Origin of the sequence: Streptomyces sioyaensis (genome assembly GCF_004122735.1) — a bacterium.
Lineage (GTDB): Bacteria > Actinomycetota > Actinomycetes > Streptomycetales > Streptomycetaceae > Streptomyces > Streptomyces sioyaensis.
This window is the reverse complement of sequence record NZ_SDIF01000003.1, coordinates 106,179-122,728: the sequence shown is the minus strand read 5'-3', so window position 1 is coordinate 122,728 and position 16,550 is coordinate 106,179. Positions and strand designations below refer to the sequence as shown.

At 70.4% G+C, this 16,550-nt stretch carries 9 protein-coding genes; 6 read left to right on the top strand and 3 right to left on the bottom strand.

Going from position 1 to position 16,550, the window contains the following annotated elements:
- Nucleotides 1-53: 53 nt before the first annotated feature.
- Nucleotides 54-1,286 carry a PucR family transcriptional regulator gene (locus EST54_RS02010; RefSeq protein ID WP_129244319.1) on the bottom strand — a complete coding sequence of 411 codons (1,233 nt, stop codon included), beginning with the start codon at nt 1,284-1,286 and terminating at the stop codon, nt 54-56.
- A gap of 245 nt (nt 1,287-1,531) precedes the next feature.
- On the opposite strand from EST54_RS02010, the gene EST54_RS02005 reads away from it, so the two are divergent.
- From EST54_RS02005 to EST54_RS01985, 5 genes are all read left to right on the top strand, one after another.
- On the top strand, nt 1,532-4,408 hold the full coding sequence (locus EST54_RS02005) for a helix-turn-helix transcriptional regulator (protein ID WP_129244317.1): 2,877 nt from the start codon (nt 1,532-1,534) through the stop codon (nt 4,406-4,408).
- Between the two features lie 3 nt (nt 4,409-4,411).
- A complete protein-coding gene (locus EST54_RS02000; RefSeq protein ID WP_129244315.1) occupies nt 4,412-8,422 on the top strand; it encodes a response regulator in 4,011 nt (1,336 codons plus the stop codon).
- Nucleotides 8,412-9,005, top strand: coding sequence for a response regulator (locus EST54_RS01995; RefSeq protein ID WP_129244313.1), 594 nt, complete (start codon nt 8,412-8,414; stop codon nt 9,003-9,005). The genes EST54_RS02000 and EST54_RS01995 overlap by 11 nt, the downstream gene beginning before the upstream one ends.
- A 552-nt stretch (nt 9,006-9,557) precedes the next feature.
- On the top strand, nt 9,558-10,118 hold the full coding sequence (locus EST54_RS01990; protein WP_161989243.1) for an ATP-binding protein: 561 nt from the start codon (nt 9,558-9,560) through the stop codon (nt 10,116-10,118).
- Nucleotides 10,119-10,522: 404 nt separating this feature from the next.
- Nucleotides 10,523-11,650 (top strand): HAD family hydrolase, encoded by a 1,128-nt coding sequence (locus EST54_RS01985; protein ID WP_129244309.1) that lies wholly within the window; start codon nt 10,523-10,525, stop codon nt 11,648-11,650.
- 121 nt (nt 11,651-11,771) lie between these two features.
- On the opposite strand, the gene EST54_RS01980 is transcribed toward EST54_RS01985, so the two are convergent.
- Together EST54_RS01980 and EST54_RS01975 are read right to left on the bottom strand one after the other, a co-directional pair.
- Nucleotides 11,772-12,794 carry a TolB family protein gene (locus EST54_RS01980; protein WP_129244307.1) on the bottom strand — a complete coding sequence of 341 codons (1,023 nt, stop codon included), beginning with the start codon at nt 12,792-12,794 and terminating at the stop codon, nt 11,772-11,774.
- A gap of 100 nt (nt 12,795-12,894) precedes the next feature.
- Nucleotides 12,895-14,175, bottom strand: a complete 1,281-nt coding sequence (locus EST54_RS01975) for an MFS transporter (protein WP_129244379.1) — start codon at nt 14,173-14,175, stop codon at nt 12,895-12,897.
- Nucleotides 14,176-14,812: 637 nt separating this feature from the next.
- Between EST54_RS01975 and EST54_RS01970 the strand changes: the two genes are divergently transcribed.
- A complete protein-coding gene (locus EST54_RS01970; protein ID WP_161989242.1) occupies nt 14,813-16,399 on the top strand; it encodes an alkaline phosphatase family protein in 1,587 nt (528 codons plus the stop codon).
- Nucleotides 16,400-16,550 lie beyond the last annotated feature (151 nt).

Sequence of the window (16,550 nt, the reverse complement as noted above, 5' to 3'; positions counted from 1 at the left end):
TCCGGGTTCCCCGGAGTCTCCGGCCGCCCGGCCCCCGCCGGCATCGCCACGGGTCAGGAACTTCCCCGGTGCTTTTCCTCTCCCCGTAGCAAAGCGGGGATGCCGCTGTCGAGCAGGCGCTGCGTCTTCAGCCCCAGGTGCAAGGTCAACCGGTCACGGCCGTTCTTCAGGTCCCACCCGGTCTTCTTCTCGATCTGGGCCAGCCGGTAGTAGAGCGTCGTCCGGTGGATCATCAGCCGCTCGGACGCGGCCGCGGTGTCCCCCGCGGCATCCAGGAACACCTCGGCGGTGTGGGCCAGGGAGTCGGTGCGTCCGCCCGCGCCGAGGTCGGCGATCTCCGGCGGTACCACCAGGTCGGGAGATGCCGTCGCGGCGAGCATGAGCGGGCCGTGGACGCCGGTGTCCCGCCAGGAGAGGACCGGTGCCGACCCCGGCAGCCCGGCGGCGGCCCACGACGCCAGCACGGCCTGACGCCACAGGTCAGGAGCCCGCTCAAGGCGGCCGGCGTCGCTCAGGCCGACGAAGGCGCCGCCACCTTCCGCGTCCCGCCGCGGCACGCCCCGCCGCACCGTCTCGGCCAGCCGTGCCGCCGCGCGCGCCACCTCCTCCCGGCCGGCCACCAGGGCCGCACCGCGGTCCCCGGCCACCGTCGCGAACGCCCGGACCGCCGGCTCGTCGCGGCCGCCCCGAGCGGTGGCCTCCGCGATCACGGCGGCGACCGCCTCCGGGTCCGTGGCCGCATCGGCCGCGATCACCACGATCTCGTCCTCCGCGCCGACCAGCCCTCGGCCTACCAGGTCCGCCGCGGCGCGAGCGGAGCCCTCACCCCCGAGCAGGAGGTCGGCCACCACGGTCCGGCGCCGCCGCTCCTCCTCGGCCAGCTGGAGCGACCGCTCCCGAAGCCGCGCCGACAACTGGACCACACACTCGCCCACCACCTCGTCGAAGCGCTTCGCCTGCTCGTCGATCAGCCACAGGTAACCGAGCAGCCGGCCGTGATCACGAATCGGGTAGCACCGCCGGGCCTTGAGCCCGAGAGACGGGCTGGCAGGAACCGACAGGGGCTCGTCGGAGGTGGCGATGCCGAAACCGTCGAGGTACGCGGCGACGCGGGCCGGCAGCCGCCGGGACAGCACCACGTCGATACGGAGCGTGTCCTCGTCCCCGAAGTGCCGGCTGGACACGAGGAGGCCGCCGCGCCGGTCGTCCACGGCGACCGAGCGCCGGATCCGCGCCGCGAGCGCGTCGACCAGCTGCTGGATCGCGTCGGTGTACGGCAGGACCACTGCGACTCCCGCTCTCGGTGAACGTCGTACACCGTCGCACGATAGCCCTGCACACCCCGTGATCACCGCCCCCGCCGTGGTCACCGCCCCCGCCCCGGCGCGAACGGTGGCTCATCGACCTGCCCTCACAAGGGGCCGCGCCCGGCCCGCCCGGGAGGTGCACGGTCGCCGGACCCCTGGCCGCAACGGGTCCACGGGCCCCCGCAACGGGCATCCCCACGCCCCTGACGCGCATACTGGAATGTATGCCGCATATGGCCGGACTGTACGAGCGAAGCGGCGAGCTCAAGGTCTTGCGGGCGGCGATGGATGCGACCCGCGACGGCCATGGGGAAGCCGTGATGATCGAGGGTGCGCCCGGAATCGGAAAGACCAGTCTGCTGTCCGAAGCCAAGCGGATCGCTGTTTCCGCCGGTTTTCAGGTGGCCGGCGCGCGAGGCTCGGAACTCGAAAGCGACTTCCCCTTCGGAGTGGTGCGGCAGCTCTTCGAACCGCTCCTGGCACGGATGACGGCGGCGGATCGGGAGCGCATTCTGTCCGGCACCGCGGGTCAGGCGGCGGTCGTACTGAAGAGAGTGGTTCCCGAACGCTCCCCGGGCGGGGACTTCTCCATGCTTCACGGGTTGTACTGGCTGACCGCGGACATCTGCGACGAGCAGCCCCTCATGATTGCGGTCGACGATCTGCACTGGGCGGACAGCGATTCGCTGAAGTTTCTCCATTACCTCATGCCGCGCCTTGAGGACATCCCGGCCTGCGTGGTGGGAACCCTCAGACCATTTGAAGCAGATTCCACGTCGCACACTCTCGACCAGATTGTCACCACAGCGCCCTCGGTGCTCGTTTCTCCGTCCAGGTTGAGTGCCGAGGCATCGGCCTCGCTCGTCATCCGTGAATTCGCGAAATCCGGGTCACCCGAACCGGAGGACGACGACTTCCTCGCCGCCTGCTGGTCCGCGACCGGCGGGAATCCCCTCCTGCTCAAGGAGCTCACCGAGGCACTCGCCGCCGAGCACGTCGAGCCCACCGCCGCGCACATCCCGCAGGTCTACGCCCTGGGCCCGCGCGCGATCGCCCGGCGGGTGGCGATGTGGATGCGGCGCCTCCCCCCCAGCTGTGGGCCGCTGACCTGCGCCATCGCGGTGCTCGGGGACGGTGCGGAGCTCAGCCACGCGGCGGAGCTGGCGGGGCTCGACCGGGAGGAGGCGCTGCAGGCGGCGAAGAGCCTCGAACACGCCCAGATCCTCCGCACCGCCCTACCGTCGGACGTGCTGAACCCCCGGTGGGGCTTTGTGCATCCGCTCGTGCGGGCCGCCGTGTACGAGGAGATCACCCCGGCCGACTGCCACCGCGCCCACCGGACCGCCGCGCACCTGCTCCGGGACTCCAAGGCCGAGATCGAGAAGGTCGCCCTGCACCTGCTGCGCACCCTGCCCTCCGGAGACGCCGAGACCGTGACCCTGCTGTGGTCGGCGGCGCGGAGCGCCCTGGCCCGCGGCTCCCCGGAGACCGCGGCGACGTATCTGCGCCGCGCCCTGGCCGAGCCCCCGCCGACCGGTGACCGGCTGGACCTTCTCTTCGCCCTCGGCAGCGCCATGCGGCGGGTGGACAGCGCGGCAGCCGTTCCGTATCTCACCGAGGCGCACGAACTGGCCGGGCCGTCCCGGCAGCGCGCCGAAATCGCGCTGGTCCTCGGCGACGCGCTGCTCGCGCTGCGGCGTGCCGAGGAAGCCCTGGCGATCTGGCAACAGGCCCTGGCCGATACGCCACCGCAGGACACCGAGCTGCTCCACCAGCTGAACGCCTGCATCCTTTCGATCCCGCTCTACGAACCCGGCCGGCCGGATCTGCGGAAGGACATCCTCGGCCGCGTCGCGGCACTGCGCTCCCCCAAACCGAGCGAGAGCATGGGCGGCCGGTACCTGGACTGCGTCATCGCCGGGCACGACGCGGTCATCGGCGACCCGCGGGCGGTCGTCCGGGCGCAGCGCGCGCTCCACGACGCGCCGACCGGGCCGTCCGACGGACAGATGTCGCTGTCCTTCGGCTGGCTGGCCCTGATCAGCGCCGACCGCAGGGAGGTCCTGGGCAGCCTGGACGCCGCGGTCGAGCAGGCGCACCGGCAGGGGTCGGTCAACGACCTGACCGGGGCCCTGGTCTACCGCGCGATGGCATGGCTGTACCAGGGCAATCTCGACGAGGCCGCCGCGGACGCCGCGGACGCGATGCGCGCCGTCGACGCGGCCTCGCTGGATCTGCGCCGGCTGGTCCTCGGCCCCGTCCAGGCCGAGGTGCAGATCGAGCAGGGTGCGCTGTCGCGTGCGCAGGCCACCCTGGAGTGGACCGGCGTTCCCGATCCCGCGCCGCTCACCGGGCTGATGTACTACGTGCTGTACAGCCGCGCCCACCTCCTGCGCCTCCAGGGCCACACGACGGAGGCCCTCAACGCCGCGCTGGCCGCGGGTGCTTCGTTCAGCGCGGCCGGCGGGGACAACCCCGCCCTCGTGCCCTGGCGGTCGGAAGCCGCCCTGTGCCTGCATCTGCTCGGCCGGGACGACGAGGCCCGGACCATGGCCGACGCCGAGCTCAAACTGGCCCGTTACTGGAGCGCGCCCCGGGCCCTCGGCCGCGCGCTGCGCATCGCCGGCACGCTGAGCGAGGGCGACGCGGACATCGGTCTCCTGCGCCAGGCCGTCACCCGGCTGGAGTGCTCCCCGGCCCGCCTGGAGTACGCCAAGGCGCTGGCGGACTACGGGGCGGCGCTGCGCCGGCACGGCGTACGGAGCCAGCCGCGGACCTTGCTCAGCGACGCCCTGGACATCGCCGAGGCCCGTGGCGCGGCGCCCCTCGTCCAGCAGGTCCAGGACGAGCTGCACGTGGCCGGAATCCGCCCGCGGCGCCATGCGGTCACCGGTCTGCAGTCGCTGACGCCGAGTGAGCAACGGGTCTACGACCTCGCCGTCGCCGGGCACACCAACCGGGAGATCGCGCAGAAGCTGTTCGTCACGGCCAAGACCGTGGAGGTCCATCTGTCCAGCGTCTACCGGAAGCTCGGCGTCACCAGCCGGCGCCAGCTCGGTGGGCGCTCGGAGCAGACCCGCGCGGCGGCCGAACCGGAGTAACCCGTGTCCGCCGTGCCCGACGCGAAGCCGCCCCCCGTCCCGGACGGACCGCAGGGCGGAGCCCGCGGCCGCCGCGGAATGCGCTTCGCGCCCCGCATCTGGCACAAGCTGCTGGCCCTGTGCATCGCCCTCATGGTCCCCCTCGGGGTGGCCACGTTCTCCCTGGTCGACCAGCAGAACAGCAAGATCGACTTTGCTCGGACCGAGCTGAGCGGCGTTCAGTACCTGCGTCCCTTGAGCGCGTTGGTGCAGGACGTCTCCGACCGCCGTGCGCTGCTGCACCGCGAGATCACCGGGGAGCCCGTCCCGAGGAGCCGCGTCGCGGCGGCCGACCGTGCCGTCAACGCGGACTTCACGGCGCTGCTGCGGGTCGACCGGCGGCTGCGGGAGCCGCTGCGCACGACCGTCCCCGACCTCTCCGCCAAGGGGAAGAGCGGGCTGGCCCCCGCGGCCCTGCGCCACGACTGGGCGCGGCTGGCGTCCGCTCCGCCCGACGTCCGCGCCGACGTGCCGCGCTACACCCGGCTCATCGGGAACCTGCTGGCGCTCGGTTCCTACGTCGGCGACACCTCGAAGCTGATTCTCGACCCCGACCTCGACACGTACTACACGATGGCCGGGCTGCTGCTCCGCGAGCCGCAGATGATGAACCAGCTCTACCAGATGACGGAGCGGGGCGACGCGATACTGGCCCAGGGCGACCGGTCCACCGGCAACCGGGTACGCCTCGCCTACGACACCACGGTGCTCAACCAGAACCTCCTCCAGCTCAACAGCGATCTGAACCGGGCGTTCGGGGCCACCTCCCACACCGGGCTCCGCCCCGCGGTCCAGCCCCTGCTGGCCAAGGCCACCTCATCGGTCCGCGAGGTGACCGGCACCGTGAACCGGGAGTTCACGCCCAGCGGCCGGAGCACGCTCCCGCGGGCCGCCTGGTGGGCCCGGGCCACCGGTGCCGTCCGGGCGAACTCGCAGCTGTGGAAAGCCCTGTTCGACCAGGAAGAGCACATGCTCAACGCCCGCCTGGACAACCTCCACGACCGCAACCTGCGGGTCCTGGCCGGCATCGCCGCGGTCCTCACCGTGATCATCGTGGTGGTCGCGCTGCTCTCCCGACGCATCACCGGCAACGTGGCGGCCGTGGTGCAGGCCGCGCGGGCGCTGGCCGCGGGCGACCTCACGCGCCGCGCGACGGTACGGAGCCGCGACGAGATCGGCGCGATGGCCACCGCCTTCAACGTCATGGCCGGGAGGCTCCAGGAGAGTTACTCCGCCGTCGAGGAGGAGGTCCGCCAGCGCACCGCGGAGCTGAACCAGAAGACCGAGTCGCTCGGCCTGCTCCAGCACGTGGCCGCCGCCGCCAACGAGGCGGACAGCTGGGAGGACGCGGTACAGACGGTCCTGGACCTGGTGTGCCGGCACATGGGGTGGCCGGTCGGCCACGTCCACCTCGTCGCGTCCACGCGCGGCTCGGGCTCGCGCACCGGCCGACCCGCTCCGGAGCCGGAGTTCACCACGTCGCCCATCCGGCACGTCGAGGAGAAGAACCTGGGGGTGCCGCTGCGCGACATCGCCGCGGCGGCCGGACTGTACGCGCCGAAGGGCCTGCCGGCCACGGTGCGCGCCACCGGCCGCCCCGCCTGGATACGGGACATCACCGCGGCGTCCGCCGGGCCCCGCCCGACGTCGCCCGGCGTCGCCGAGGGTGCCGGGGTGACCGGCAGGATCGCCGTCCCGGTCGTCATCGGGAAGGACGTCGCGGCGGTCCTCGACTTCCTGACCCCGGAGGCCATGGAGCCGAACGACGCCTTGCTGCGGCTGCTGCTCAACGTCAGCACCCAGCTCGGACGGGTACTGGAACGGTCCCGCGCCGCCGCCGAGCTCCAGGCGTCCAAGGAGGCGGCGGAGGTCGCCACCCAGGCGAAGAGCGCGTTCCTCGCGACCATGAGCCATGAGATCCGCACGCCGATGAATGCGGTGATCGGCATGACCGAAATCCTGCTGGACACCCCGCTCGATGCCGAGCAGGCCGAATTCGCTCAGGTCATCCAGAACAGTGGTAACAGCCTGCTCACGATCATCAACGACATCCTCGACTTCTCCAAGTTCGAGGCCGGGAAATTCGATCTCCGACTGGAGCCCCTCCAGCTTCGGCAGTGCGTGGAATCGGCCTTCGACTTCGTCACTCCGATGGCCGCGGAGAAGCCGGACCTCGACCTGGCGTACCTCATCGATCCGGAACTGCCGGAAGAAATCATCGGAGATGTCGACCGGCTGCGCCAGATCCTCATCAATCTGCTCAACAACGCCGTCAAGTTCACCGAAACCGGCGAAGTCGTCCTCAAGGTCGCCTGGGCCGACGCGGAACCGGGCCCTTCCCCGGAGCCGCCGGAAACGCCTCCCCCGCCCGCTCCCGAGGGCACGGACGGCATCATCCGCCTCCACTTCTCCGTGTGCGACACCGGAATCGGCATGGCCGCGGACCGCCTGGGCCAGCTGTTCCGGCCCTTCGAGCAGCTCGATGCGTCCGCCACCCGGCGCTTCGGCGGGACCGGACTCGGCCTCGCCATCAGCAAGCGGCTGGCCGAGCTGATGGGCGGCACGATGTGGGTCGAGAGCGAACTGGGCGTGGGGTCGACCTTCCACTTCACGGTGGAAACGCGAGAAATTCCCGAAGCGATGCGTTCCAGCCAGGTGGTCTCCCGTGTCGAGCTCCGCGGAAAACACCTGCTGGTCGTGGACGACAAATCCACGAACCGGATGATTCTCACCCGCCAGGCGAGCGCCTGGGGGATGGTGGTACGCGCCACCGGATCCCCGCGGGAGGCCCTCGAATGGGTCCGGCAGGGCGATCCGTTCGACATCGGAATTCTGGACATGCAGATGCCGGACATGGACGGCATCACCCTCGCGGAAGAAATCCGCCGTTACCGGAGCAGGGCAGAGCTGCCGTTGTACCTGCTGACGTCCGTGGGCCGCCCCATGGCGGCCCAGGAGAGTCTGGCGGAGTTCTCCGGCTACCACACCAAACCCATCCGGGCGGCCGAGCTCTACACGGACCTCTGCCGCACGCTGCTCGGCGTCACGGTGCCCGTCGAACCGTCCCGCACGGCGCAGCGGCCGGAGGTGAAGGAGAGCCGCCTCGCCCCCCTGCGCATCCTGCTGGCCGAGGACAACCTGGTGAACCAGCAGCTGATCGTGCGGATGCTCCGGAAGACCGGTCACTCGGTGGACACCGTCGGCAACGGAGCCGAGGCGCTGGAGTCACTGCGGCACACGCGCTACGACGTGGTCCTCATGGACGTACAGATGCCGGTGCTGGACGGCTTGGACGCCTCCCGGCGGATCCACCGGACCCTGTCCGCCGCGGAACGGCCGTACATCATCGCCCTCACCGCCAATGCGATGAGCGAGGACCGCGACGCCTGCCTCGCCGCCGGGATGGACGACTACCTCAGAAAGCCCCTGCGCGGCGTCGATCTCGCCGAGGCACTCGACCGGGTGCCCCTCGGTCCCCCCGCGCGGAGTCCGACGACGGCGCAGCCGGCACCGGGCCCGGAGACGGCAACGCCCGCAGAGGAGCCGGGAGCGGTGCCGCCCGCGGCCGGCCCGGAGACGGCGCAGCCCGAGCCGGCGGCCGGCACCGAGGAGTCCGCCCTGCCCGTCCTCGACGAACCCACCTTCGCGCGCCTGATCAGCTCCTTCGGCAAGGAATTCGCCGGCCAGCTCATCGACGCCTTCCTGGAGGACTCCCCCCAACTGATCGAGAGCCTTCGCCGCGGCCTCGACCAGGGGGACACAACCGCATTCCGCAGAGCCGCCCACACGCTCAAGTCCCACGCGCACACCTTTGGATTCCCGCGTCTCGTCCGGCCGTGCCAGGACGCGGAGGACCTCGGCGCCGGCGGGGATCCCGGCGCGGCGGCACCGCTGGTGAACCGCATCGAAGCGGAGTACCGCGCCGCGAGAGACGGGCTGGTCGCCCAGAGAGCGGAGCTTGGCCATGACCGATAGCAACGCCATCACGGACGGAACCAACGTGACCGACGGAACCAGAACGAAAGGGCGCATCCTGGTCGTGGACGACGACCGCACGAACCGCATGGCGCTCACCTATCGCCTGGAAATGGCCGGGCTGGAGACCGCGACATCCGAGGACGGGTTCCAGGCTCTGCGGATGCTGCGCGAGGGCGACTTCGATGTGGTGCTGCTCGACATCCTCATGCCGGGGATGGACGGCTACGCGACGCTCGACGTGATGAAGCACGATCAGCAGCTCAGCCGCACGCCCGTGATCATGATGTCGGCCGTGGGCGAGCTGGACAGTGTCATCCGCTGCCTCGAAATGGGCGCCGAGGACTATCTGCCGAAGCCCCTGGACCACCTCCTGCTGACCTCCAGGGTCAACAACATCCTGCTGAAGATCCGGCTGGAGCAGGTGGAAAAGGCGCTCGCCGAGCTCACCGAAGCCGTGCGGACCATGGCCGGCGGTCCCCTCCCGGCCGGGGCCCTGGACCGGGTCGCCGGGCAAACCGACCCGGTCGGCCGGCTGGCACGACAGCTTCAGCACCTCGCGGCCGTGACGTCGGAGCGGTAGGCCCACGACGACGTCGAGCGGTGGGCCCACGACGACGTCGGAGCGGTGGGCCCACGACGACGTCGGAGCGGTGGGCCCACGACGCCCGGGAGCGGCCCGCCACTCTGAGTAACCCCGCCCCCGGCACCCGGCGCCCCGTTTGGGGGTCGTACTAGGGGGTTCCCCTAAGGACTGCCACCGGGCGCCGGGGGCACGGTAGAGGCATACGTCAGCTCCCCGACACAGCCGACGGCACGGAAAGAGGTGGGGTGGACGTGATGACCCGGGCCGTGGTGCGCACACCACGGCGCTCCCGGGTGCCCCACCGGAGCCCGCGTGGCCCCCTGGCTCCACCGGCCGCCCACGGTCCCGGAGAGAAGCGAGGGCAGACACATGGTCCCGGAACCGGAATCGCGCCCGGGCACGGCCCGACGGTCCACGGCGGGCACCGACCTGGCTCCGTACGTCTCCCCCCGGTCCGGGCCGCACGCCAGTGCTCCCGAACGGCAGCCCTCACCCCTGCCGCTCCGGCCTCCCACTGCGGCGGACTCCGCTCCGCCGGACCGCCTCGTCATGATGACCGCCCTTCGCACCCGCTGTGTCGCCGTACGTGAGGGCGTACTGCTCCCGCTGTGCCGACTGCTGGGGCGGCAGGCGGCGACCGTCGCCGCGCGGGTCGCTCAGCTGGCCCGGTACCTGAGGAGGGCACGCGGCAAAGTGGTCTCGCAGCGGCTCGAATCGCATGTACGCGCCGTGCCGCAGGCCCGGCGGATCATCCGGACCGAGCTGGCCCGATGGGGGCTGGCCGAGCATGTCGAGATCGCCGAGCTCCTGGTGAGCGAACTGGTCACCAACGCGGTCCAGCACGCCTGGGGCCCCCTCCAACTGCGGATGTCCCACTCCCCCGTTGACCGGACGCTGCGCTGCGACGTCGCCGACGGCTGCCCCGCCGCTCCGCCCGCCGACCGTCCACCCGCCCGCGCCGACGAGGACCACGGCCGGGGGCTGCACCTGGTCGACCAGCTCTCGACCCGCTGGGGCGCACGGCACACCGCCGCGGGGAAGACCGTCTGGTTCGAACTGCGCACCCCCGGCAGGGCCCGTCGGCGGGGGGACCTGCGGCGGCGAATCTGACCGGTGACCGGAGGGACACACGTCTGGGTCGTTCTGCCAGGTGCCGGGCAGGTAGATGCTGAAGCAGTACCAGTACCCTCCGCGTTGCTGAAGTGAGGTACCCCGCAGCATTCCTGACGTAGCATCAGGAACTGCCCGGTGCCGACGCCGGGCCGGCGTTCTCGATGAGGCGGCAGACCACTGCCCCCTCGCCGCGCCCGGTGGCCTGCCGTCGGCGACACCTCGACCCGCATTCCTCCGGACCAAGAGTCGAACTCCCCTGTCGATCCCTGTTGCGAAATGCAAGAGCCGTGAGCCGTGATCTCCCCCACTTGACGTGGTAACCGAGCCTCGTTAGCGTCCCGCCTCACTCCGAGGCGGCGGAGCGATGGGCGGACGTTCCACTCTCCTTGAGGAGGGGCCAGATGACACGACGTGGGCGAAGACGGCTGAGCCTGCTGGCTGTGGTGAGCGCGCTGGCAGCGCTGCTGATCGCGAGCGCCGTCGGGCTGTGGCCGCGCCAGGAAGCGACGGCCGCGGGCACGGACGGGCAGGCCGCGGCGGCCCGGCTGAAGCACTGGCCCGCTCCGGTCGCCGAGAAGCTCGGCAAGGTCATCGAAGAGCATGCCCACCAGGGCGCGTACGCGGTCTTCGACGCCGACAACACCACCTACCGGTACGACCTGGAGGAGTCCCTGCTCCCCTACCTGGAGATGACGGGGAAGCTCAAGCGCTCGACGATGGACCGCTCCTTGAAGCTCATCCCTTTCAAGGACACCTCGGACCACAAGGAAAGCCTCTACAGCTACTACAACCGGCTCTGCGAGATCGACGACCAGGTCTGCTACCCCTGGGTCGCCCAGATCTTCTCCGGCTTCACGCTGAAGCAGCTCAAGGGCTACGTCGACGGCCTGCTCGCATACGGCAAGCCCGTCCCGGCCGAGTACTACGACGGTGACCGGCTGACCAGGACCCAGGTACAACCGCCGCAGTTCTACCGCGGCATGCAGGAGCTGTACCACGCCCTCCAGGACCACGGCATCGAGGTCTACGTCGTCAGCGCCGCCGGCGAGGAGCTGGTCCGGGACATGCTGTCCGACCCCAAGTACGGCTACGACGTCAAGCCGCAGAACGTCATCGGCGTCTCCATGCTGCTCAAGGACCCGGCCACCGGGAACCTCACCACCGCCCGCAAGGAGATCGCCGAGGGCCGCTACGACCCGCGCAAGCTGGCGAACGACAAGCTGACCCCGGCCCTGTGGGCCCCGCTGACCTGGTACGAGGGCAAGCCCGCCGCCATCAACACGTACATCGACCAGTGGCGCAAGCCCGTCCTGGTCGCGGGCGACACCCCGGTGAGCGACGGCCCGATGCTCTTCCACTCCACCGACGTGGAGCACGACGGCACTCGGGTCTGGGTCAACCGCAAGGACAAGTACTTCACGCAGATCCAGGACATGCAGAAGGCCAACGCGGCCCGGCAGGAGGAACTCGGCCAGCCGGTGACGGCCGACAAGAACTGGCTCGTGGTCAAGCCGGACGAGATCCGCTGACGTTGACGTACCACTGCGCGCGCGGGACGGGCACAGACCCGTCCCGCGCCGCGTCAGGGCCCCGCCCACACCCCGCACAGCCGGCGGCCTCGGCGAGGCCGCAACGACAGGATTCCGGCGGTCAACCGATGAAAGCCGGGGTCGACGCCGCGCTCGCCAGCCGTTGTGGTGTCCCGCTGCCTTGGGCAGGCACGGTCCACAGGTCCGTGCCGGACTTCCCGGGTAGGGCATAAACGAGGGTGGTGTCCGTCGCCCAGACCGCCTGATCGTCCACGGTGCGGTGTTCGGCCGTTGCCGTCTCCCTCATGGTCCGCAGATCCAGCACGTACAGCCGCCAGGGCGAGTCGGCCGGCAGGCCGGGCACCCGCTTCTTGTAGGCGATCCGGGTGCCGTCCGGGGAGAGCGAGGGGCATTCGACATTGCTGTGCACAGTGGTCAGCGAGTGCGCCGCGATGTCGCCCTTCGCCAGGTAGGTCTGCCCGCGGGTGGACACCGTGGCGTAGAAGTGGCCGTCGTCGGCGAAGGTCACGCCCCAGACGTTCACATCGAGGGACCGGTACCAACTGCCGTCCACCTTCAGGTCGTACTCCTCCAGGTTGTCCTGGAGCTTCCACGTGCGGGTGTCCAGGATGGAGGTGCGCGTGGAGAAGGCCGTGGCGCCGTAGGAGTCCCCACTGACGAAGACCGTCCATGCGACCAGGCGCCCTGACGGCGAGACCCGGGCCCGGCTGGGAACCCCTGGCAGGGGGTAGCTGCGCCGCTCGTTCAGCCGCTCGTCGACGACCACCGCTCGGTAGCTTGCCCGCAGCGGCCCTGGCGCGCTCTGCAGGCAGATCCCGGTGCCGCCCGCGGCCGAGAAGCGCAGGCACGTCAGCTTCGACGTGGCGCGCTGTGCCTCCGGCCGGTCGGTCGGCACCGAGGCGAGTTCGTCGCGGTGTGGGCCGCCGGCCGTATTACGGAAGATCATGCGCCGCCCCGCGCCCGCGGGCGCGGCCAGCCATACCCGGCCGTCGGCGGCTGCCGGTGGCTGCGGACGACCGCGGCCGCCGGCCCGTTCGACGGCATGGTGCACCGCGAAGGCGGCGACCGAACCCAACACGAGAACGGCGCCGAGGAGAAGGAGAAGGCGGCCCTTGCCGGTCATCAGGCCCTGCCTTTCTGCGGGAACCGAGTCGACCCTTCGCAGTGCCGGCCCTCCCGGAGGTGTCCGATGCGGGTGAGGACGGAGCGGCTGGACAACGGCATCACGAGGCGCGCTCCGTCGTCACTTGGCTGTCGGTGAGGCGCAGTACGACCATCGCGGCCGCTGTGCAGACAGCGAGCCCACCCGTGGCGGCGGCCAGTGCGATGCCGGTGCCCCAGGCGGACCAGAAGGCGCCGAAGGCGAGTGAGCCGGTGAAGCGGGCCAGCGCCTGGCCCGTACCGACCAGGGCGAGTCCCGCGCCGCGCTGGGCCGGGGGGAGGGTGTCGGCCGCGGCCGCGGCCAGCACCCCATCGGTGGCGGCATAGAACGCCCCCTGCAACACGAGCACCGGCAGGACCCCCGTCCACCCGTCGGAGAGCGGCACCAGCAGCAGTCCGTACCCGACGAGCAGCAGGAGATGGCCCATGGCGAAGAGACGGCGTCGGCCGATCCGGTCGGCGGCCATGCCCAGTGGCACGGCGAGCACCAGAAACGCCGCGGCAGTGCCCAGTGGGAGCAACGGGAGGAGATGCGCGGGAAGACCGAGTCGGCGCTGGATCAGCAAGTACAGGAAGGAGTCGCTGATCGTGGTCAGGCCCAGCAGCGCCGCGCAGACGGTCAGGCGCCGCAGTCCACGCAATCTCAGCAACTGCCACGTGGCCCGCCGTCCGCGCGCGGACCCGGACGGTCGGGGAGCACCGGGCACCGTCCGCCGGTGCCCGGGCACGAAGAGCAGCAGGATCAGCACACCCAGCGCGGCGATGCACCCGCTCACCGCGAACACGGCGTCGTAGCCGTCAACCGCCAGGCGCAGCACGGCGAAAGCGGCCAGGGGTCCGAGCAGCGCCCCGGTGGTGTCCATGGCCCGGTGCACGCCGAAGGCCCGGCCCCGCTGTGCCGGCTCGGTGGCCAGGGAGATCATGGCGTCCCGGGGAGCGGTGCGCAGCCCCTTACCGGTACGGTCGACCGCCAGCACGGCACCGATGAGCGGCCCCGTGTGGGCGAGCAGGAGCAGCGGCTTGCACAGGGCGGACAGCCCGTATCCCGCGGCAGCCACGGCCTTGTGACGGTTTCCGCCCCGGTCACCGAGGTATCCGCCGAGCAGCCGCACCAGCGCGCCGACCCCGTTGTAGATCCCGTCCAGGAAGCCGAAGCCGAGCGGGGACAGGCCGAGCCCGACCACCAGGTACAGCGGCATGACGGCGGTGACCATCTCCGACGACACATCGGTGACCAGGCTGACGGTGCCGAGCGCCAGCACGGTGCCGGGCACGGCGGACCGCCGTCCAAGGACGGCGGGGGTGGGCGAGGGCGGAGTACTCCGGCTGTCGGCGAGGTACAACGGCACCACCTCCTGGCGAGAGCCGTCCGTGAGGCAATCAGAGTGACGTGCGGGAACTGCTGTGTCGAGCCCCTGGAGTCAACGGACCGCCGGTTCCCGACGCGTGCGGCGCGCCGGCGGATCCTGCCGCACAGCCGGTCCTGAGCAGCCTCGATCCGCCCGGTGACCGGGCGCTGTCCGACCTGACGTGTGGCCGCCATGCAGCGGACGCGCCCCGTTCTCGGGGCGGCTGCCGTCGCGCGGTAAAAGAGCACATAGCACCGTGAAGGGCGTTGCGCCATACGATTTCCGTCGCATCCATTGAAACAACCTGACGCCCGGCAGTAGGGTGCGGCCGACCGATAGCCAGGTCGACAGTGGCGTGTGACAGCCAGGTCGACAGTGGCGTTGTGGTGGGGGCGTCACAGGGGCGTGATCCACCTCGACGCCCCCGCACCCCATCCCCCACCTCACTACCGCCGCACGCCGGTGACGGACGCGCGACGTGACTCCTCACGGGCCGGCGGCATCCCCACAGGCCCCCCGGTGAGCCAACCACCCTGGGGCCGCACCCAATTGTCATGCACGCGCCCCCATCATGAGGAGTGGAGACATGGTTGGCTCCCGAAGACGCACACGGTTCAGACTTCTGTGTTGGTTGCTCACGCCCATAGCGCTGCTCATCGCGTTCAACGCGGCACCCGCCTCGGCCACTGCGGACACGCTCGCCCTTGACAAGACGACGTACATGCAAGGGACGACGATCAATGTCTCCTACACCACCACAGCGAACAACAACAACTGGGTGGGCATCTACAAGGCGGGTGACACGCCCGGATCGGTCAGCTCGGTCAAGTGGGCCGATGCCCAGAGTGCCTCAGGGACGCTGACCTTCGCCGTCAGCGGTGCCCCGGGCAAGTCCGAGGGGGACAGCAACCGGGCGGCCGGCACCACCCTGGTTCCAGGGGAGTATGTGGCCTACCTCTTCCAGAACGGTGGCTACACCCAACTGGCCGTCCGCCACTTCTGGGTGGGGCCCACCCTGAGCCTCGACAAGTCCAGTTACACGGCCGGGGACACCATCACGGCCACGTACAGCGTGCCGGACCAGTGGGGACTCGCGAACAACTGGATCGGCATCTACCGCGACACCGACCCCGTCGACAGCGCGCACCACGTCAAGTGGGCCTACGCACCCAACGCCTCAGGGACGGTGACCCTGCCGACGAGCGGCCTGGCGGACGGGGGGTACGTGGCCTACTACCTGTACAAGGACGGATACAACACCGACCTCGCCACCGACCCCAAACTCGGCGATCTGTACAGCGTGCCGGTGCACTTCTACGTCGGTTCGCCCCCCGCGGCGGCGGGCAAGGTTCCGGCCCTCGACCACGTCTTCATGGTCATGATGGAGAACAAGGCACCCACCGACATCTTCGGCACGAGCAACAACAAGCCCAACTGTGCCTCTCCCAATACGGCGCCCGCCCCCTACCTCTCCCAGCTCGCCTGCAACAACATCTCCCTCACCAACTCACACGGCCTGATGCACCCGAGCGACCCCAACTACGTCGCACTGGCCTCCGGCCAGCTGGGCATCCAGGGCAACAACTTCTCCTCGCTGAGCAGCGTCGGGGGCATCAACACGAAGCACCTGGGCTCGATCGCCGAGGACGCGGGCAAGACGTGGAAGGGCTACATCGAGGGCACGAACAGCAGCTGCGACCTCACCGCCAAGTCCCCGTACGACCCCGACGACCTGCCGTTCCTCTACTTCAAGGGCGTGGGGAACGACACCACGTACTGCCAGAACCACCTGAAGCCGATCTCGGACTTCTGGACGGACCTCGCGAGCACCACCACGAAAATGCCCAACTACGTGTGGTTCGTGCCCAACAGCGACAACACGATGCACAACAACTGCGGCACCCTCTCGACGTGCGTGACCGCCGGCGACAACTGGATGAAGAACAACCTGCCGAAGCTCCTCAACTCCACCGCGTTCACGAAGGAGAAGTCGCTACTGGTCATCACCTGGGACGAGGACAGGTACTGGACGCCCGCCAACCCCATTCCCACGATCCTCGTCGGGTCCCCAGGCCTGTTGAAGGCGGGCGGGTCGACGTCGAACACCTACTACAACCACTACAACGTGACCCGGACGGTCGAGGACGCGCTCGGTCTGACGCCGATGACCTCGAACGACAAGAACGCCGTCCCGATCTACGACATCTGGGCACCGTAGCCCGGCGCCGCACCACGTCCTGGTGAAGGATCCCACCTGCGGAACCGGCATCGCGCACCATGCCCGATGCCGGTTCCGCGGGCACATCGAACCGAACCGAGAGACCCGCCTCGCCCGGGGTGGCGCGGTGCCGCCCCCTCCGCCAAGGCCG